The organism is Amycolatopsis sp. (assembly GCF_035276945.1).
Taxonomy (GTDB): domain Bacteria; phylum Actinomycetota; class Actinomycetes; order Mycobacteriales; family Pseudonocardiaceae; genus Amycolatopsis_E.
On record NZ_DATELF010000116.1, the window covers coordinates 37629 to 56307 of the forward strand.

Annotated in this window: 20 protein-coding genes and 1 pseudogene; 13 read left to right on the forward strand and 8 right to left on the reverse strand. The window is 69.9% G+C overall.

From position 1 onward, the window contains the following. Window positions 1-132: 132 nt before the first annotated feature. Window positions 133-1482, forward strand: coding sequence for a glutamine synthetase family protein (locus tag VJT49_RS21175; protein ID WP_324166615.1), 1350 nt, complete (start codon window positions 133-135; stop codon window positions 1480-1482). Between the two features lie 10 nt (window positions 1483-1492). After that, on the forward strand, window positions 1493-1942 hold the full coding sequence (locus tag VJT49_RS21180) for a DUF6885 family protein (protein WP_324166616.1): 450 nt from the start codon (window positions 1493-1495) through the stop codon (window positions 1940-1942). Window positions 1943-1978: 36 nt separating this feature from the next. Here VJT49_RS21180 and VJT49_RS21185 read toward each other — a convergent pair whose 3' ends face one another. Further along, the gene (locus VJT49_RS21185) at window positions 1979-3397 is read right to left on the reverse strand and encodes an RNA polymerase sigma factor (RefSeq protein WP_324166617.1); all 1419 of its coding nucleotides are present in this window, start codon (window positions 3395-3397) and stop codon (window positions 1979-1981) included. Between the two features lie 179 nt (window positions 3398-3576). After that, a complete protein-coding gene (gene ppgK, locus VJT49_RS21190; RefSeq protein WP_324166618.1) occupies window positions 3577-4338 on the reverse strand; it encodes a polyphosphate--glucose phosphotransferase in 762 nt (253 codons plus the stop codon). A 71-nt stretch (window positions 4339-4409) separates the two neighbouring features. Between ppgK and VJT49_RS21195 the strand changes: the two genes are divergently transcribed. Then, window positions 4410-5228, forward strand: a complete 819-nt coding sequence (locus tag VJT49_RS21195) for an inositol monophosphatase family protein (protein ID WP_324166619.1) — start codon at window positions 4410-4412, stop codon at window positions 5226-5228. Here VJT49_RS21195 and cei read toward each other — a convergent pair whose 3' ends face one another. Further along, a complete protein-coding gene (gene cei, locus VJT49_RS21200) occupies window positions 5229-5906 on the reverse strand; it encodes an envelope integrity protein Cei (protein WP_324166620.1) in 678 nt (225 codons plus the stop codon). A gap of 396 nt (window positions 5907-6302) precedes the next feature. On the opposite strand from cei, the gene VJT49_RS21205 reads away from it, so the two are divergent. Then, entirely contained in the window at window positions 6303-6611 is a 309-nt protein-coding gene (locus VJT49_RS21205; RefSeq protein ID WP_027947044.1) for a DUF4193 domain-containing protein, read from the forward strand. 57 nt (window positions 6612-6668) lie between these two features. Here VJT49_RS21205 and VJT49_RS21210 read toward each other — a convergent pair whose 3' ends face one another. After that, window positions 6669-7154 carry a DUF3093 domain-containing protein gene (locus tag VJT49_RS21210; RefSeq protein ID WP_324166622.1) on the reverse strand — a complete coding sequence of 162 codons (486 nt, stop codon included), beginning with the start codon at window positions 7152-7154 and terminating at the stop codon, window positions 6669-6671. 24 nt (window positions 7155-7178) lie between these two features. Here VJT49_RS21210 and dut point away from each other — a divergent pair. Further along, window positions 7179-7637: pseudogene (gene dut / locus VJT49_RS21215) on the forward strand (dUTP diphosphatase); the annotation flags it as partial. Window positions 7638-7789: 152 nt separating this feature from the next. Continuing rightward, window positions 7790-8434 carry a DUF3710 domain-containing protein gene (locus VJT49_RS21220; RefSeq protein WP_324166624.1) on the forward strand — a complete coding sequence of 215 codons (645 nt, stop codon included), beginning with the start codon at window positions 7790-7792 and terminating at the stop codon, window positions 8432-8434. Here the strand turns inward: VJT49_RS21220 and VJT49_RS21225 are convergent. Further along, complete coding sequence (locus VJT49_RS21225) at window positions 8373-9320, reverse strand: alpha/beta hydrolase (RefSeq protein ID WP_324166625.1); 948 nt, start codon at window positions 9318-9320, stop codon at window positions 8373-8375. The genes VJT49_RS21220 and VJT49_RS21225 overlap by 62 nt on opposite strands. A gap of 107 nt (window positions 9321-9427) precedes the next feature. Here VJT49_RS21225 and VJT49_RS21230 point away from each other — a divergent pair, with 107 nt between their 5' ends. Both VJT49_RS21230 and VJT49_RS21235 read left to right on the forward strand, forming a co-directional pair. Continuing rightward, a complete protein-coding gene (locus tag VJT49_RS21230; protein ID WP_324166626.1) occupies window positions 9428-9805 on the forward strand; it encodes an OB-fold nucleic acid binding domain-containing protein in 378 nt (125 codons plus the stop codon). A gap of 33 nt (window positions 9806-9838) precedes the next feature. Beyond that, window positions 9839-10552: a DUF3159 domain-containing protein gene (locus tag VJT49_RS21235; RefSeq protein ID WP_324166627.1), complete on the forward strand. Its 714-nt coding sequence runs from the start codon at window positions 9839-9841 to the stop codon at window positions 10550-10552. Here VJT49_RS21235 and VJT49_RS21240 read toward each other — a convergent pair whose 3' ends face one another. The 3 genes from VJT49_RS21240 to VJT49_RS21250 all read right to left on the reverse strand — a co-directional run bounded on the left by VJT49_RS21240 (window position 10553) and on the right by VJT49_RS21250 (window position 13266). After that, entirely contained in the window at window positions 10553-11755 is a 1203-nt protein-coding gene (locus VJT49_RS21240) for a cytochrome P450 (protein WP_414636050.1), read from the reverse strand. An 88-nt stretch (window positions 11756-11843) separates the two neighbouring features. Next, window positions 11844-12500: a TrkA family potassium uptake protein gene (locus VJT49_RS21245; protein WP_324166629.1), complete on the reverse strand. Its 657-nt coding sequence runs from the start codon at window positions 12498-12500 to the stop codon at window positions 11844-11846. A gap of 100 nt (window positions 12501-12600) precedes the next feature. Beyond that, window positions 12601-13266 (reverse strand): TrkA family potassium uptake protein, encoded by a 666-nt coding sequence (locus VJT49_RS21250; RefSeq protein ID WP_324166630.1) that lies wholly within the window; start codon window positions 13264-13266, stop codon window positions 12601-12603. 113 nt (window positions 13267-13379) lie between these two features. On the opposite strand from VJT49_RS21250, the gene VJT49_RS21255 reads away from it, so the two are divergent. The 5 genes from VJT49_RS21255 to VJT49_RS21275 all read left to right on the forward strand — a co-directional run bounded on the left by VJT49_RS21255 (window position 13380) and on the right by VJT49_RS21275 (window position 18621). Beyond that, window positions 13380-15389, forward strand: a complete 2010-nt coding sequence (locus VJT49_RS21255; RefSeq protein WP_324166631.1) for an APC family permease — start codon at window positions 13380-13382, stop codon at window positions 15387-15389. 89 nt (window positions 15390-15478) lie between these two features. After that, window positions 15479-16645: a class I SAM-dependent RNA methyltransferase gene (locus VJT49_RS21260; protein WP_324166662.1), complete on the forward strand. Its 1167-nt coding sequence runs from the start codon at window positions 15479-15481 to the stop codon at window positions 16643-16645. Window positions 16646-16737: 92 nt separating this feature from the next. After that, window positions 16738-16995 (forward strand): maleylpyruvate isomerase N-terminal domain-containing protein, encoded by a 258-nt coding sequence (locus VJT49_RS21265; RefSeq protein ID WP_324166632.1) that lies wholly within the window; start codon window positions 16738-16740, stop codon window positions 16993-16995. Then, window positions 16896-17303: a TIGR03086 family metal-binding protein gene (locus VJT49_RS21270; protein ID WP_324166633.1), complete on the forward strand. Its 408-nt coding sequence runs from the start codon at window positions 16896-16898 to the stop codon at window positions 17301-17303. The genes VJT49_RS21265 and VJT49_RS21270 overlap by 100 nt, the downstream gene beginning before the upstream one ends. A 31-nt stretch (window positions 17304-17334) precedes the next feature. Then, entirely contained in the window at window positions 17335-18621 is a 1287-nt protein-coding gene (locus VJT49_RS21275; protein ID WP_324166634.1) for a DUF2786 domain-containing protein, read from the forward strand. The last annotated feature ends 58 nt before the right edge of the window (window positions 18622-18679 follow it).

Sequence of the window (18679 nt, forward strand, 5' to 3'; positions counted from 1 at the left end):
CCTCGAAACCTGGTTTGCCGTGGTCAAGAGCCCTTTTCGGGTGGTGAAGAAGAACCCGTTCGTACTCTTGTGGGCGGCCCGCGCGGGCTTGTCTTGTTCGTTCTGAGCTGAATCGGTGGGACACTTCACGGCATGACGAAGGCAGCATCGGCAGCGGCGAAGGACCTCGCCGCGGCCGGGGTCACCGGGGTGCAGATCGCCTGGGCGGACAACAACGGCATCCCGCGTTCCCGGATCATCCCGATCACCGGGCTGGCCAGGGCCGCGACGCGCGGGGTCGGGGTGACCACACTGTTCGCCGTCTTCGACACGCATGACGCCATCACCTACGCGCATCCCGGCCTGGCGACCCCGGCGGGCGATGTGCGGCTCGTGCCGGTCGTCGAGCGGCTCCGCAGGCTCGCCGGGCAGCCCGCTCTCGCCTGGGCGCCGGGCAGGCAGGTCGCGGCCGACGGTTCGCCGTGGCCGTACTGTCAACGCGGTGTCCTGGAACGTGCCGTGGCCGAGGCGGCCCGGCGCGGCTACGAACTGCGGGCGGGGTATGAGCTGGAGTTCGCCGTCGCCCCGGCGGGCAGTGCTGACATCGCTTCCACACCGGGCCACCGCGGGCCCGCCTACAGCCCGCACGCGCTGGTCGAGCTGGATGGGTTCATCACCGCGCTGCTGCACGACTTCGGCGCCAACGGGCTGGGTCTCAACCAGTTGCACGCCGAGTACGGCCTCGCCCAGCTGGAGCTTTCGTTGTCCGCCACGGATCCGCTGTCGGCCGCCGACGACCAGTTGCTGGCCCGGCAGACGATCCACGCCGCCGCGCACGCGCACGGCCTGCGGGTCAGCTTCGCGCCGATCGTCAGCCCCGAGGTGGTAGGGAACGGCTGGCACCTGCACACGTCCCTGTGGCGCAGGGGGCGTAACCTGCTCGGCCCGGCGTATCCGGAGGGTGCCGGCGCGAGCTACATCGCCGGTTTGCTGCGGGAATTGCCGGCGCTGACCGCGATCACGGCGCCGAGCGTGCCGTCCACGATACGGCTGCGGCCCGGATATTTCGCCAGCGCGTACGCCTTCTGGGGGGTGGAGAACCGGGAGGCTCCGCTGCGGTACGTCCCGGGAAGCGAGTTGCTCGGGCCGGAGCACGCCAACGTGGAGCTCAAGCCTTCCGACGCCTCGGCGAACCCCCACCTGGCCCTGGCCGCCGTGCTGGCGACCGGTTTGGGCGGTGTCGAGGACGAATTGTCCCTGCCCGATCCGATCGACTCCGATCCCGGCACCTGGACCGAGGAGCGGCGCCGGGAGGCCGGTGTGTTCCGGCTGCCCGCCACCCCAGCGGAGCAGGACGCGGCACTGGTCGCGTCGAAGAGGCTGGGTGAGACGCTGGGGGAGGAGTTGCTCGGCGCGTTCCGGGCGGTCCGGTCCTCCGACGTGCAATGGGCGGCCGAACACGGTACGGAGGAGATCATTGCGGCGCACCTGTGGCGGTACTGACTCACCGACGATGACAAGACTGCTTGAGCGGGTGCACTGGTTTCCCGCTACCCGCCAGCTGGTTTTCGTGCCCCGCAACGGAATCGAGCTGCCCGGACGGCTGCGCGGGCTACCGGTCAGTCGTGAGTGGACGGTCGAGGAGTTCGGCCTGTTCCTGGCCGGGCTGTACGGCCGCCGGTGGGTCGCCCCATTGGCCACAGTGGACAGTGGCGACCTTGGCGCCGAGGACACGCCCGAACGCGCCCTGCTCGACTACCTCGACGGGGGTCTGCCGCCCTTGTGGCGCTCGGGGCGAACGGGCGTGCGAAACGTATTGCTGGGCGGTACCGTCACCGGTCCCGGCGGCGCCGTAGTGTGCGTTGTGGACACCGACGGCTCGGTGCATTTCCAGACTATCGAACGTTTCGTCGAAGCCGTTCAGGGGATCCTGCTCGTCGTTGGTGATCAGACAGGCGAATAGCGGGCCCCGTAACGGGACCCGCTATTCGCCGGTAGCTCAGTCCAGGTAGTCGCGCAGAACCTGGGACCGCGACGGGTGCCGCAGCTTGGACATCGTCTTCGACTCGATCTGGCGGATCCGCTCGCGCGTGACGCCGTAGACCTGGCCGATCTCGTCCAACGTCCGCGGCTGGCCGTCTGTGAGGCCGAAACGCAGCCGGACCACGCCCGCCTCGCGCTCGGACAGCGTCTGCAGCACCGACTGGAGCTGGTCCTGCAGCAGCGTGAACGACACCGCGTCCACCGCGACGACGGCCTCGGAGTCCTCGATGAAGTCGCCGAGCTGGGAGTCGCCCTCGTCGCCGATCGTCTGGTCGAGCGAGATCGGCTCGCGGGCGTACTGCTGGATCTCCAGCACCTTCTCCGGGGAGATGTCCATCTCCTTGGCCAGCTCCTCCGGGGTGGGCTCGCGCCCGAGGTCCTGGAGCAGCTCGCGCTGGATGCGGCCCAGCTTGTTGATCACCTCGACCATGTGCACCGGGATGCGGATGGTGCGGGCCTGGTCGGCCATCGCGCGGGTGATCGCCTGCCGGATCCACCAGGTGGCGTAGGTGGAGAACTTGTAGCCCTTGGTGTAGTCGAACTTCTCGACCGCGCGGATCAGCCCGAGGTTGCCCTCCTGGATCAGGTCCAAAAACGCCATGCCACGGCCGGTGTAGCGCTTGGCCAGCGACACGACCAGCCGGAGGTTCGCCTCCAGCAGGTGGTTCTTGGCACGCTCACCGTCACGGACGATCCACTTGAGGTCCCGGCGGAGCTGGGTAACCAGTTTCTCGCCTTCCTCCTCGGCGACGCGGACGCGCTCGGCGGCGTAGAGCCCGGCCTCGATCCGCTTGGCCAACTCCACCTCCTCCTCGGCGTTGAGCAGCGCGACCTTGCCGATCTGCTTGAGGTAGGCGCGGACCGAGTCCGCGGAGGCGGTGAGCTCGGCGTCCTTGCGGGCCTGCCGCAGCGCCTCGGACTCCTCCTCGTCCCAGACGAAGTCGGGGTCGTTGGCCGACTTCGTCTTGCCGCGTCCACGCGGCGCGTCGGTGGCTTCTTCGTCCTCGTCCGGCTCGTCGCTGACCGTGGCGTCGACGACATCGACCTCGACCTCTTCCAGGTCCGACAGGTCTACGTCGAGGTCGACTTCCTCCAGGTCCTCGCCGGGGCCGTCATCGGGATCCGTCTTGGCGTCCTCGGCCTTGGCGGCCTTGCGGGGCTTGGCGGCCGTCTTGGCCTGCCCCTTCTTCGCGCCCGGCTTGGCCGCGGTCGACTTCCGCGCGGCCGGCTTCCTGGTGGCGGTGCCGTTCCGCTCGGTGCCGGTCTGGTCGGTGTTCGAGCCCGCGTCGGGTTCCGCGCTCGCGTCGGCCGACGAAGCCTGGGCGGCGCTCGTTGTCTTCGTGCCGCTTCGGGTAGCGGTTTTTGCGGCTGCCACGTACGCCCTTTCGCAGCGGTCGATCACGGCCGGCCGGGACCGGAATCCCAGCGAGCCTCAAATTCGGGGAACGTCCCCTGGCCGGTGAGTTCGCCTCCCGCGACCCGGGGCTTGCTTCCATTGTAACGACGATACGCCTGTGCGTTGCGGCCGATCATCATGGCCGGTGCCCGAGGCGCCTAGTGTTCCAGGCCCTCCGCCGCGGCGGCCGCCGCACCGACGATACCCGCGTTGTTCTGTAACGACGCCACCACGATCGGAGTACGGATGTCGAGCAGCGGGACCCATTTCTCGGACTTCTTGCTGACTCCGCCGCCCACGATGAACAGGTCCGGCCAGATCAGGTTCTCCAGCACAGTCAGATAACGGTTCACCCGTTTCGCCCACTCCGGGTATGACAGGCCCTCGTTGTCCTTGACCGAGGCCGCGGCCTTCTTCTCGGCGTCGTGGCCGCCCACCTCCAGGTGCCCGAACTCGGTGTTCGGCACCAGCTTCCCGTCCTGGAACACGGCGCTGCCGATGCCCGTACCGAAGGTGAGCAGGGTGGTCACGCCGGTACGGGCGATCGGGTCGCCGAAGCGGATCTCCGCCATGCCCGCCGCGTCGGCGTCGTTGAGCACCGCGATCTCGTCGGTGCCGCGGCCCAGTTGCTTGGCGAACAGCGCGTCGGCGTCGGTGGAGATCCACCGGTGGCTGATGTTGGCCGCGGTGTGCGCGACCCCCTTCTTGACCACGGCGGGCAGGGTGATGCCGACCGGGCCAGTCCAGCCGAAGTGGCGCACGATCTCGGCCACCACCTCGGCGACCGCTTCGGGCGTCGAGGGCTGGGGGGTGTCGATCCGGAGGCGGTCGCCAATGAGCGCGCCCTTTTCCAGGTCGACAAGGGCGCCCTTGATACCGCTGCCCCCGATGTCGATACCGAAACCTCGGGTCGCCGTCATTGGCGTGTCCCTTCCTGCTCGATTCAGATGCCTGCTCAGGAGACTTTAACCGGGTGTGGTCCCATGGTGGTGTGGGAGCTGCCGAGTATGCCTTGAAGGATGTGGCCGTCCAGGTTGGCCGGGAGGCCGCGGACCTGGTCTCCAAGGCCCGTGACGCCATGGTCGCAGGCCAGCGGGTTCAGGTCGAGACGAAGTCCTCCGACACGGACGTGGTCACCGCGGTGGACCACGCCTCCGAGGAGCTGATCCGGCGCCGGCTGGGGGAACTGCGGCCGGGTGAGCCGGTGCTCGGTGAAGAAGGGGGCGGTGGCGGCGGATCCGCCTACGACGGGGTGACCTGGGTGGTCGACCCGATCGACGGCACGGTGAACTTCCTTTACGGCTCACCGGTTTTCGCGGTCTCCATCGCCGCGCAGGTGGACGGGGTCTCGGTCGCGGGCGCGATCGTCGAACCGGTCGGCGGACGATGCTGGACGGCGGTGCGCGGCGAGGGTTCCTGGCTGGACGGCCGCCGGCTGCGGGTGTCGTCACCGGAGCGGCTCGGTCTGGCCCTGGTCGCCACCGGGTTCTCCTACCAGGCCGAACGCCGGGCAAGGCAGGCCGGTGTGGTCCACCGGCTGCTCGGGCACGTCCGCGACGTGCGGCGGCCGGGATCCTGCGCGCTCGATCTGTGCTCGGTGGCGGCGGGCTGGACCGACGGCTACTGCGAACATGGGCTGCACCGGTGGGACTGGGCGGCGGGCGTGCTGATCGCCACCGAGGCGGGTGCGGTGGTCAGCCTGCCCGGCGAGGACCGGGAACTCGGCGCGGACGCCACCTTCGCCGCCGCGCCCACCATCGCCGCGCCGCTGCGCGAAACGCTCATCGCCTGCGGCGCCGGGGAGGTCTAGTCAGCAGGAGACCTCGCGCGCGTCGACGAGCAGGGCGTGGTCGATGACGGGGCCGGCCGGGGCGGACTGCTCGCTGCCGCCGTCCGGGTGCCGCGCCGACCAGTCCGCCAGCTGCCGCAAGGCCTCGCGCGCCTGCCGGGTGGGCTGGAGGTCGGTGAAGCCGTTGCCGATGGTCAGATCGACGCTCGCGTCCTGCCGGTTGTCCTTGACCAGCTCGGCACAGGGGGCGACGAGGCTGAGGGTGCGCGCGGCGGACGTGCCGCTTTCCCCGAACCGGATCTGGCCGCGGCACTTGGCGTCGCCGTTGGGGTAGGCAGGGTCGTTGCCCGGCTCGCCGACCTGCGTGAAGCCCAGCTCTCGCAGGCTCTCCGTGGTGATCATCGCCTCGCCGCGGCTCTGGCTGGCGTTGAGCACCTTCACCGCGACGCTGGCAGGCGGAACGGGCGAGGTGTCGTCCAGCGCGGTATGCCCGAGCGAGGTGTAGGTGACGCCGCTCGGCGGGGTGGCGGCCGGGGTGCACCGGATGATGGCGTCGACGTCCGCCTTGCTGGTGATCGCGCGGACCCAGACGGCCATCGCGACGACGCCGAGTACGCCGATCACGATGAGCCCGGGCAACGGACGGCGCTTGCGGTAGCCCTTCGACTTCCGGTTGCCGGAACTCATCCCCGACGCCACGTGCCCGTTCCTTCCGCTCCCCAGCGTCCATGCCGGTACCGGAACGCCGTCTGAGAGCAGATTAGGCCGTGCCCGCACCGTCCGCGCCACACCCCGTTCGGGTGGCTGCGCGCGACCCGGGCGACCAGGCATTTGGTTCATGTTGCTCCTCCGGCCGGGTGAGGAATGGGTGGCTTTGCCTAGCACGTTGCGAGTACGGGTACCTGGTGAGCTACCCTCTGCGGGCTCCGGCCGTGGATCAGGCTCGTGAAACCGATTGCCAAGAGAGACCTGACTCACTACGGCGCCGGGCACAAACAGGGGCGCTGGAACGTTGTCCAGCGGCACGACGGGCGCGCGAAGGCTTCGCGGGCCTGGAATGATTGACATCCAAGCTGATCGCAGGGGTGAGGGACAATGGCGACCGACTACGACGCACCACGTCGCAGCGAGGCCGACGAGCTTGCCGAAGACTCGTTGGAGGAGTTGAAGGCGCGGCGCAACGAGAACCAGTCCGGCGTCGTGGACGTCGACGAGGACGCGACCGCGGAGAACTTCGAGCTCCCAGGGGCGGACCTTTCGGGGCTTTCCGGCGAGGATCTGACGGTCAAGGTGGTACCGAAGCAGGCCGACGAATTCACGTGTTCGGTGTGTTTCCTGGTGCACCACCGCAGCCGGCTGGCCGAGGAGAGCAACGGCCGGATGATCTGCCGCGACTGCGCGTGACCGGCAAGGCCCGGCAACATGCGGACATGTTGCCGGGCGGCTTCCGTCTCACGGACGTTACCGCGACCGCAGCAGTTCGGCCAGCTCCTCCGGTTTCCGGGTGCTGAACACCCAGTAGGGAGTGGGATCCTCGGGATCGGTCAAGCGCACGCGCAGGGCCGGCCCGACCCAGCCGCGGTGCAGCATGAACGCCGCCGGGTCGAGTTCGGGCCCGAGGGCCTTGCGTTTGCGGTCCTTCCCGATCACCTCGACCGAACCGACGAATCGCAGCGGAAGATGCGCCTTCCCGACCCGCAGCTCGCCGTCGGCGACCTCCACCTTAGCCCGGCCCAGTTGCACCAGCAGCGCCGCCATGAGCGGGAGCAGCACCGCGTACGGCAGCCACGCCCGCAGGCCCGGATAGCCGAGATGGATGGTCGCGGCCATCAGGGCCGCCCCGATCAGCGGCAGCGGCCAGTTCCACCACGGCAGGTAGAGCCGTTCGGAGTACCGCTTGGAAGTCCCGTTCGCCGCCGCACCAGGCGCGCTCGACGTCTCACCCACACGCTCAGGGTAGTCTCGCCGCCCGTGTCCACTGTGCAGGTCCTGCTCACCCGGATCGATCCGGGTGTCCCGATGCCCACCTACGCGCATCCCGGCGACGCCGGGGCCGATCTGGTGACCACCAGCGACGCCGTGCTGCGGCCCGGCGAGCGCGTGATGGTGGGAACGGGCATCGCGATCGCGCTACCCCCCGGATACGCCGGGTTCGTGCATCCCCGCTCCGGCCTGGCCGCACGGGTCGGCCTGTCGGTGGTCAACACCCCGGGCACCATCGACGCCGGTTACCGGGGTGAGATCCGAGTCTGCCTGATCAACCACGATCCCGCCGAGCCGGTCGAGCTCGCGCGGGGCGACCGGATCGCGCAGCTGATCGTGCAGCGGGTGGAGACCGCCGAGTTCGTGGAGGTCGAGGCGCTGGACGCCTCCGTCCGGGGGGACGGCGGTTACGGATCGACCGGCGGGCATGCGACGCTGGATGAAGGGGGTCTGGGGGCTTGCCCCCAGGCGGGGTCCGGGGGTCGCACCCCCGGAGGGCAGAGCGGTCTGGGGGCTTGCCCCCAGGCGGGGCCCGGAAGTCCCACTCCCGGAAAACGCCGCGCGGACGCCGGGACACCTGGGGAAGGAGCGAGGAAGTAGTGGGCATTTTCGGACGCAGACGGCGCCGGGGACGGCATGCGGCGCCAGAGCGCGTGGAGGCCGCCGTCGAGGAGACGGAGGTCCCCGAAGAGGCCCTGACCACCGGTCCGTTCGACATCGTCGACGCGCCCGAGGACGCCGTGCCGCGGATCGACCTCGGCTCGGTGCGGGTCCCGGTGCCCGACGGCACCCAGGTTCAGGTCGAGATGGACCCGGCCGCGGGCGGGGTGCGCGCGGTGCACGTGGTGACCCCGCAGGGCCAGGTCACGGTCAGCGCCTACGCCGCGCCACGTTCCGGCGGGCTGTGGGACGAGGTCGGCGCCGAGCTGACCCAGCAGCTGCGAGCCGACGGCGCGAAGGTCTCGCCGGGGGAAGGCGAGTGGGGGTTCGAGCTGTCCGCGCTCATCGGTGACGTGGCGCTGCGTTTCGTCGGCGTGGACGGGCCACGCTGGATGTTGCGCGGCGTGATCGCCGGCCCGCAGTCGCAGGCGGCGGAGGCACCCCGCGTGCTGCGGGAGATCGTGCGCGGCACGGTCGTCGTCCGTGGTGACGCCCCGATGCCCGTGCGCACTCCGCTGCCGGTCACCCTGCCGGACGCGGTCGCCCAGCACATCGCGGAGCAGCAGGCCCAGCAGCGCGCTTGAGTGCGGCCACGGCCGCCCGGCCGAGTGACGCGCGGTCGGCGCCCAGCGCGGCCAAGGTCGTTTCGGACACGGAGGCGCGGGGGAGTGCGGCCGCCCAGGCATGCGCGACCCCGGCCGGGTGCACCGGATCGTCCACGCAGGCGGCGATCCCGGTCGGCACGGCGAGCCGCCGCAGGGCGGAAAGCGTCGGCGCGGCACGGTTCGCGGCCACTCGCAGGCTCACGGCCAGGTCGTCCCCGTGCCGCCGCCAGGACCGGGTCAGTTCGGCGGCCAGCCACGGAACGACACCCGCGGTCGACAGGCTCAGCGCGGCTTCGATGCCCTGTGTTTCGACCAGGTCCGCTGACGCCTTCGCGGCCAAGGACGCGGGCGCGCCGTCCGGGGAGCCGTGCCAGGCGGGCAGCGCGAGCAACAGTCCCGCGCACCGGTCCGGATTCCGCACCGCCCACTCCGCGGCCAGATGCGCGCCGAACGAGATCCCCCCGACGATCAACTTAAGGGGGTCTGGGGGCTTGCCCCCAGTGGGGGTGTGGGGGCTGTGCCCCCATAGGACACAGCGGTCTGGGGGCTTGCCCCCAGTGGGGGTGTGGGGGCTGTGCCCCCATAGGACACAGCGGTCTGGGGGCTTGCTTCCAGTGGGGGTGTGGGGGCTGTGCCCCCACAGAACACAGGGGGTGTGCCCGCACGGGACACCGGCGCCATCGGCCAGCGAGTCCAGCAGGGTGAGAAAACCCACGGCCAGCTTGGCACCGGCCGGTGGCGGCGGCATGAGCGCGTCGACCCCCGCGGCGGCGAGCGGGCCGGCGAAAACGGATTCCACGAAGGTCTCGTCCGATCCGGTGCCCGGCAGGAGCACGGCGCGGGTCGCCGGCATCGTGGAAGTCACGTTGCGATCTTGCCGCAAACCCGTTTCCCTGGCTCGGAAAGGTTACGCTGGATCACGTAAAGGGCCGTGGTAGTCGGGGGCCCCGGAACTCATGGGAGCAGGCGCTTATGTCCGCCAAAGAGGGCGGCTACTTCAGCCGGTTGGTGCGCAAACTGACCAGTGACGTCGACGAGCTCGATGCCGACGATCTGTCCGAAAAATCCGAGGCAGGCGGGGCGCAGCGGGCCTGCGACTGCCGGTCGGGGGAAGAGGTGACCGTACTCGGCAGGTTGCGCAGCGTGCAGCTGTGCCCCAACGACGAGGCGGCGACACTGCAGGCTGAGTTGTTCGACGGGACCGCGGGCGTGACGCTAGTCTGGCTCGGACGGCGCCGGATCCCGGGCATCGAACCGGGTAGGACCATCAAGGTGCGCGGCCGCATGGCCGAGCGCGATGGCCAGAAGGTGCTCTACAACCCGTTCTACGAGCTGCAGACGACTTTCTGATCCCGCCCGCGGGATCGCGACAAGGACCCCACCGTGACCGAATCAGCCGGTGAGAAGACCGGGGCCAAACCCGAACCCACATTGCTGGAGCAGATGGGTGGGGTGTCCGGCCTGATCTACTCGTCGGTGCCCGTGGTGGTGTTCGTGCTCGCCAACTGGCTGTTCGGGCTGCAGGTGGGCATCTGGAGCGCGGTGGGCAGCGCGGTGGCCATCACCGTGCTGCGTGTGGTGCGCAAGGAGCCGTTACAGCCCGCCATCTCCGGGTTCTTCGGGGTGGCCATCGCCGCGTTCATCGCCTATCGCACGGGCTCGGCCAAGGGCTTCTTCCTGTTCGGCATCTGGGCGAGCCTGGTGTACTGCGGGGTCTTCGTGCTGTCGATCCTCGTCCGCCGGCCGCTGGCCGGGGTCATCTGGAACTTCCTCAACGGCACCGGGAAGGCCTGGCTCAGCGACAAGCCGTCCCGGTTCGGTTACGACGTGGCCACCCTGGCGCTCGCGTTCGTCTTCGGCGCCCGGTTCGTGGTACAGCGCTGGCTGTACGAAGCGGACTACACGGGCTGGCTGGCGTTCGCGAAGATCGCCATGGGCTACCCGCTCTACGGTCTCGCCCTGCTGGTGGTCGTCTGGGCCGTGCGCCGCTCCGACAAGCGTCTCAAGGAACTCGAAGCGGCACGGGCGGCCGAGGAGGCCAGCACCGAGGCCACGTTGCGGATCAAATACGGCCAGACCCCGCCGCGCGAGGCTTAGCTACCAGGTGACCGGTAGCCGGTCCAGGCCGTAGATCGCCGCGTGTGGCCGTGCGGGAACCTCGTTCGCCGGGACGGCCAGGCGCAGTCCCGGGAAGCGTCGCAGCAACGCCGGAAAGGCGACGCGCATCTCGATCCGGGCCAACTGCTGGCCGAGGCACTGGTGCACGCCGTGTCCGAACGCGACATGCCCGGTCGCCGGCCGGGTGATGTCCAGTTCGTCGGGATCCGGGAAACGGGCCGGATCCCGGTTGGCGGCGGGCAGGTTGAGCGTGACGTGGTCGCCGGCCTTGATCAGCTCGCCTTCGAGTTCGACGTCCTCCAGCGCCACCCGCACCGGCCCGATGTGCACGATGCTGAGGTAGCGCAACAGCTCCTCGACCGCGTTGTCGATCAGCGACTCCTCGGCGCGTAGCGCGGCCAGCTGATCCGGGTGCTCCAGCAGCGCGAAGGTGCCCAGCGCGAGCATGTTCGCGGTCGTCTCGTGGCCGGCGACGAGCAGGGTGAGACCGATGGTGGTCAGTTCCGCGTCGGTGAGCGCCCCGCTCGTGACGAGGCCGGTGAGCAGGTCGTCCGCGGGCTCGGCACGCTTGCGGCGCACCAGCTCGCCGAGGTAATCGGTGAGGTCGGTCAGTGCGGCCATCATGTTCTCGGCCTTGCCTTCGAGGTTGAACAGTGTCGCCGCGTCTCGCTGGAAGCGCTCGTGATCGGCGTAGGGCACGCCGAGCAGTTCGCAGATCACCAGCGAGGGGATCGGCAGCGCGTAACCCCGCACCAGATCGCCGGGCGGTCCGGCCTTTTCGAGCGCGTCGAGGTGCTCCTCGGCGATCTCTTCGATGTGGTGTGCGAGCTGCTTCATCCGCCGCACCGTGAACTGGCCCGTCAGCAACCGGCGGTAGCGGGTGTGCTCGGGCGGGTCGACGCGCGTAAGGGTGCCGGGCATCGCCGGCACGGGCTCTCCCCGTGGCGCGAGCGGATGCGGGATCGGGGCGTGCAGGATCAGCTCCTGCCTGCTGCTGAAGCGGAGATCGGCCAGCACGGCACGGACGGCGGCGTGCCCGGTGACCAGCCAGCCCGCGTGCCCGTCGGGATAGATCATCCGGCTGACCGGATGCCGGGCGCGCAAGCGGCCCAGTTCGTCGGGCGGGTCGAAGGGACAGCGGCGCGTGGTGGGCAGCCCGTCCGGCAGAGCGGGCTCGATCATAGTGGCCATATTTCACAATATACAAAAGATTCACGTTTTTGTGAATCCTTTGAACAAGGAAGGGCCGTGACCCGCGGTCGCCCGCGGGTCAGTAGCCCAGTGCCTTGCGGATGTCCGGTTCGACTTCGGCGGCGGCCACGAAAAGCAACTCGTCGCCGGCTTCCAGCGGGTCTTCCGGCTGCGGCACGATCACCCGGTCCCCGCGCAGGATCGTGACCAGCGCGGCGTCCCGCGGCAGCGCGATTTCGCTGACCGGCTTGCCCGCCAGCGGGGTCTTCTCGGGCAGGGTGAGTTCGACCAGGTTCGCCTGCCCCTGCCGGAAGGTCATCAGCCGCACGAGATCCCCGACGCTGACCGCCTCCTCCACCATCGCCGCGAGCATGCGCGGCGTCGACACCGCCACGTCCACCCCCCAGGCGTCGGTGAATAGCCACTCGTTGGCCGGGTTGTTCACCCTGGCCACCACCCGGCGTACCGCGAACTCGGTCTTGGCCAGCAGCGACACCACGACGTTGACCTTGTCGTCACCGGTTGCGGCGATCACCACGTCACAGCGTTCGATACCCGATTCCTCGAGCGTCGAGACCTCGCACGCGTCCCCGAGCACCCAGTCGGCCTGCTCGACCGTCTCCGGCTCGAACTGCTCGGCCTGCCGCTCGATGAGCATCACCTGATGCCCGCCGTCGATCAGCTCCGCGGCGATGGAACGCCCCACCGCGCCGGCCCCGGCGATCGCGACCCTCATCACGCCTCCTCAGTGTCATGCGGGGCACCCGCACCCGGAGTGTCATGCGGGGCACCCGCACCCGGTTGGCTTCGATGCGCGGCTGCGCAATTCTCGCCCATCAGGCCCCCTCTTCCGGGGCCCTCGAAGCGACGCTCGTCACATCGCTGACCGTGCCCGAACGCGCCGCGACGTAGACCAGGTCGTCGGCCTGCAACACCGTCTTGTTCTCCGGCAGCACGGGGGTGCCGAACCGCATCACGAACGCCACCCGCCCCCCGGTCGCGTCCTGCAGGTCGGCCACGCTGCGCCCCACCCACGCCTCGTGCAGCGGCAACTGCAGCACCGCCACGTTGCCGGTCGGGTCACGCCAGGCCGAGGCCACGCCGTCGGGCAGCAGGGTGCGCAGGAACCGGTCGGTGGTCCAGGGCACGGTCGCCACCGTCGGAATGCCGAGCCGCTCGTAGACCGCCGCGCGCTTCGGGTCGTAGATGCGTGCCACGACGTGCTCGACGCCGAAGTTCTCTCTCGCCACCCGGGCCGAGATGATGTTGGAGTTGTCGCCGCTCGACACGGCCGCGAACGCGCCCGCCCGCTCGATGCCCGCGTCGATCAGCACCTGCCGGTCGAAGCCGACCCCGAGTACCTGACGGCCGTGGAAGTCGCTGCCGAGCCGGCGGAACGCCTCCTGGGCCTTGTCGATCACCGCGACCTCGTGACCGAGGCGCTCCAGGGCCGCGGCCAGGGACGCGCCGACCCGGCCGCATCCCATGATCACCACGTGCACTTGCCTGCCTCCTCAACGTCACTGGTATGGGGGTTGCGCCCCCAGAGGGCACGGTTACCCGCGTTGCGCCAGCGCAGAACCTACCTTGTAGAGCCAGGCATTACGCTGCTGGCGTGCCGAAGTTCGCGACCGTGACCAAAAGGCTGCTGCTGGGGCGCCCATTCCGCAGTGACCGGTTGGCCCACACGCTCTTGCCCAAGCGCATCGCGCTGCCAATCTTCGCCTCGGACGCGCTGTCGAGCGTGGCCTACGCGCCCGAGGAGATCTTCCTGACCCTCAGCGTCGCGGGGCTGTCGGCATATGCGTACGCGCCGTGGATCGGGGTCGCCGTCGCGCTGGTCATGCTGGTGGTCGTCGCCTCGTACCGGCAGAACGTGCACGCCTATCCCAGCGGCGGTGGTGACTACGAGGTCGCCACCACCAACCTCGGCGGCCGGTTCGGGCTCGTCGTGGCCAGTGCGCTGCTGGTCGACTACGTGCTGACGGTGGCCGTGTCCACTTCGTCCGGGGTGGCGAACATCGGTTCGGCGCTGCCGTGGGTGGCCGAACACAAACTGCTCTGCTCGATCCTCATCGTCGCGGTGCTCACCGCGATGAACCTGCGGGGTGTGCGTGAGTCCGGCAAGGCGTTCGCGATCCCCACCTACGGCTTCATCATCGGGATCTTCCTGATGGTGCTGTGGGGCTTGGTCGAGGCACTGACCGGGAGCGACCTTCGTGCGGAAAGCGCCGGGTTCGACCTGCACGGCGAGCAGACCTCGCTCGCCGGGTTCGCGTTCGTCTTCCTGATCCTGCGTGCCTTTTCCTCCGGCGCCGCGGCACTGACCGGGGTGGAGGCGATCAGCAACGGCGTGCCCGCCTTCCGCAAGCCGAAGTCGAAGAACGCGGCGACCACCCTGCTGATGATGGGCCTGCTGGCGGTGACCATGCTGCTCGGCATCATCTCGCTGGCGATCATCACCGGCGTCAAGTTCGCCGAGGACCCGGCGACCCAGCTCACCGGGACACCACCCGGTTACCAGCAGAAGACCATCGTCACGCAGATCGCCGAGGCGGTGTTCTCGGGTTTCCCGCCCGGTTTCTACTACATCTCCTTCGCCACCGGGGTGATCCTGCTCCTGGCGGCGAACACCGCGTTCAACGGCTTCCCCGTGCTGGGCTCGATCCTGGCGCAGGACCGGTATCTGCCGCGCCAACTGCACACCCGGGGCGACCGGCTGGCCTTCTCCAACGGGATCATCCTGCTGGCCGCCTTCGCGTTGTTGCTGATCATCGCGTTCGATGCCGAGGTCACCCGGCTGATCCAGCTCTACATCGTGGGCGTGTTCGTGTCGTTCACGGTCAGCCAGACCGGCATGCTGCGGCACTGGAACCGCTTGCTGCGCACCGAAACCGATCCCGCGGTGCGGCGTAGGATGCGGCGCTCGCAGACGGTCAACGCGATCGGCCTCACCATGACCGGCACCGTGCTGGTCATCGTGCTGATCACCAAGTTCCTGCTCGGCGCGTGGATCGCGATCGCCGCCATGGTGGCGATCTACCTGACGATGACCGCGATCCGCAGGCACTACGACCGGGTCTCGGTCGAACTGAGCGAAACCGACGGGCAGCAGCCCTCCGTGCTGCCTTCGCGGAACCACGCGATCGTGCTGGTGTCCAAACTGCACCGGCCCACGCTGCGGGCGCTCGCCTATGCCAAGGCAGTCCGGCCGGACCTGCTGGAGGCCGTCACGGTCAACGTCGACGACGCCGAGACCAGGGAACTGGTGGCGGAATGGGAGAAGCGCGGCTTCAAGGTGCCGCTGAAGGTGATCGAGTCGCCGTACCGGGAAATCACCAAGCCGGTGCTGGACTACGTGAAGCGGGTTCGCGGCGACAATCCGCGTAACGTGGTGACCGTGTTCATTCCCGAATACGTGGTCGGGCGCTGGTGGGAACAGTTGCTGCACAACCAGAGCGCCCTCCGGTTGAAGGGCAGGCTGCTGTTCCAGCCGGGCGTGATGGTGACCAGCGTGCCGTGGCAGCTCGCGTCCTCCGCCAAGGCCGTGGACCGCGCGATGCGCGCGCATCCGGCCGCTCCCGGCGACGTCCGCCGCGGCCTGTACTCCGAAGGCAAGCGGTGACCGGGTCGTCCGGGGCGTCGGGGGGACCGCCCCCAGACCCCCGGCCGGGTAACAGCCCCCAGACCTCACAACGCTGGGCCGGACGGACTCTGGAGCTCGAGGTCGGCGCGGTCGCGCACGGCGGGCACTGTGTGTCCAGAGTGGACGGACGTGTGGTGTTCGTCCGGCACGCGCTGCCGGGGGAACTGGTGCTGGCCGAGGTCACCGAGGACAAGGGCGGTTCGTACTGCCGGGCCGACGCGGTGCGGGTGCTGCGGGCGGCCGCCGAGCGGGTCGAGCCGCCGTGCCCGCTCGCCGCGCCAGGGAAATGTGGGGGCTGCGACTGGCAGCACGCTTCCCCGTCTCTCCAACGAGAACTGAAGGCCCGGGTGGTCGAGGAGCAGTTGTCGCGGCTGGCCGGAATCGAGCGCGCGGTCGAGGTCGAAGAGCTGCCGGGTGGGATGCTCGGCTGGCGCAGCCGGGTGCGGCTGGTCGCGGGCCGCGACGGGCGTGCGGGGTTGCGTGAGCACCGCGGCCACGCCGTGGTCGCGCTCGACGACTGCCCGATTTCCTTGCCCGGCTTGCTGGATCCGGCGGTGTCGAGGCGCTGGCGGCCCGGCACCGAGCTGGAACTGACCGTGGACGGCGACGGGAACACGCATGTGCGTGAGTTGAGCACGGTGCGGGGCAAGCGAAGGGCGCGGCAGATCCGTGGCGGTGTCGCCGTACAGCATGCCGCCGGGCGGGAGTGGAAGCTCGACGCGCACGGTTTCTGGCAGGTGCACCCGGCCGCCGCGGACACGCTCGCGGCCGTTGCCGGCGAGTGGTCGCGGGCGTCGCCGGGCGCTCGGGCGTGGGACCTTTACGCGGGCGTGGGGCTGTTCGCCTCGGTGCTCGCCGGGCAGGTGGGACCCGGCGGCGAGGTGCTGGCGGTCGAGTCAGGGCGCCGGGCGGTGAACGACGGCGGGGCGAACCTCGCGGACCTGCCGCAGGTACGGTGGCACGCGGGGCGTGTCGAGCATGTGGTGCGGCAGCTCGGCGATCCCGAGGTGGTGGTCCTGGATCCGCCGCGAGCGGGGGCGGGGCGCGCGATCGTCGACGCCATCGCGGACTCGTCCCCGGCACGGGTGGTGTATGTGGCGTGCGATCCCGCGGCTCTGGCCCGAGACCTCGCCACGTTCGCGGGCCGCGGCTACCCGTTGTCCGAACTCCGCGCGTTCGACGCGTTCCCGATGACCCACCACGTGGAGTGCGTCGCGCTCCTGGATCGTGCCTGACCTGCTGTTTTCTTTGTGGCTGGACCATGTGCCCGGTCCCGTGGGCCGTGTGTGAAGCAAAACTGTCGGTGGGTGCGGGCATGATGCCGGGCATGAGTTCATTCGACGACTTCGACCGTGCGACCGCCACCGTCACCAAGATCATCGAAGCGGTCGAGCCCGGGCAACCGGGGCTGCCGACGGCGTGCGCGGAATGGGATGTGCGCGCGGTCGGCAACCATCTGGTGCAGGGCAATCTGAAGACGGTGGCGTGGGCGGGAAGTGGTCCGCCGCCCGAGGAAGGAGACCGGCTGGCGAGGACTTCCGTGCCGTCTTCGCCGACACCCTCCAGCAGGCCCGCGCCGCCCTGACCGAGCCGGGGCTGCTCGAACGAACCGTCCAGACGCCGCTCGGCCCGGCGCCCGGCGCGTTCCTGGTGCACATACGCACCAATGAGTATCTTGCGCACGGCTGGGACATCGCGGACGCCACCGGACAGTCCATCGATTTCGAGCCCGAACTGGCCGAGCAGGCGCTGGCGGCTTGGCGGAGCCGGTTCGCCGAAACACCGCGTGGCCCCGGCGGGCCGTTCGGTCCCGAGCGTGTCGCTCCCGAGGGCGCGAGCGCGGCCGATAAACTCGCCCCTTTCCCGGGCCGGGAACCGGTCGGCGGCCGATAGACACATTCGCGAATCGGAGGGGGAGGAAACGTTGAGCAGGCACAACAAGGCGAAGCGCGCGGCGAAGCAAAAGGCGCGGGCCCGCGGGCAGGCTGGTGGGCACGGCGACGAGGGGACCCGGCGCGCGCGGGACGCGCCACCCGTCGAGATGTTCACCGCGATGATCCGGCACGCCGCCCTCGATCATCAGCGCGGCCGGGACATCTCGACCATGGTGGGGGAGCTGACCGGCCGGTATGGCCCGCACGCGCGCCTGGTCGGCGTGGCGGCGGACCTGGTGCTGCGCGAGACGGTGTCGGCGTTGTTCGGTCACGGCTGGCAGCCGTACGACGTCTATCAGATCGCGACCCGGCAGCTTGCCGAGGCGGCGGTCACGCTGGTCGTCGACGCGCTCGCCGCCGAGACCGGGCAGCGTGCGACCGCGACGGTGCACCCGCGCTGGCATGACCAACTGGCTCGGATCGGTGCGGCGGTGTGGTGGGACGCCGGCCGGCCGCAGCTGACCCAGTGGGCCGAGCGGCACGGCCAGACTCCGGCCGGGGCGCTGCGGACAGTGATCACGGTGCTCGCCCGGTTCGCCACGCTGCCGGCGCTGCCGGAGATCCCGCTACCCGAGGTGCCCCGGGCCGGCGTGGACGAGAAGATGCTCGCCCGCGTGCGGGCGCTGCTGGCGAAGGCGGAGTCGACCCAGTTCCCGGAAGAGGCCGAAGCGCTTTCCGCGAAGGCGCAGGAACTGATGAGCCGGTACTCCTTCGAACAGGCCCTGGTCGATCCGGTCCCGCGGCAACGGGGTTCGGCTCGGCGCGTCTGGCTCGACAACCCTTACCTGTCGGCGAAGTCCTCGTTGGTGTCGGCGGTCGCCTCGGCCAACCGATGCCGCGCGGTGTCCTACGAGAAGCTGGGCTTCGTCGCGGTCGTGGGGCACGAAGTGGATCTGGACATCGTCGAACTGCTCGTCACCTCCCTGCTGGTACAGGCCACCGAGGCGATGCTCGCGGCGGGCAGGCAGGTGGGCCGTGGTGGCCAGTCACGCACCCGCTCGTTCCGGCAGTCGTTCCTGCTCGCCTACGCCGCGCGCATCCGCGAACGGCTCACCGAGGCCAACCGCGCGACCGGCGAGAACCTGGCCGACGAGCGCCTGCTTCCCGTGCTGGCCAAGCGAAGTAAGGAGGTCGACGCGCTGTTCGAGGAGATGTTCCCGGACGTGGTGAGCCGCCGCCACTCGATCAGCAACGGCGCCGGCTGGTACGCCGGCCGCACCGCCGCCGACCAGGCCAGGCTCGGCGTCGAAAGCGGCCTCCTCGCCGCTCCGACCTGACCCCCCGCGCAGCTTGGCGCGCCACCTCGACGGGCTCGCGTCATCTGGGGGGCTTGCC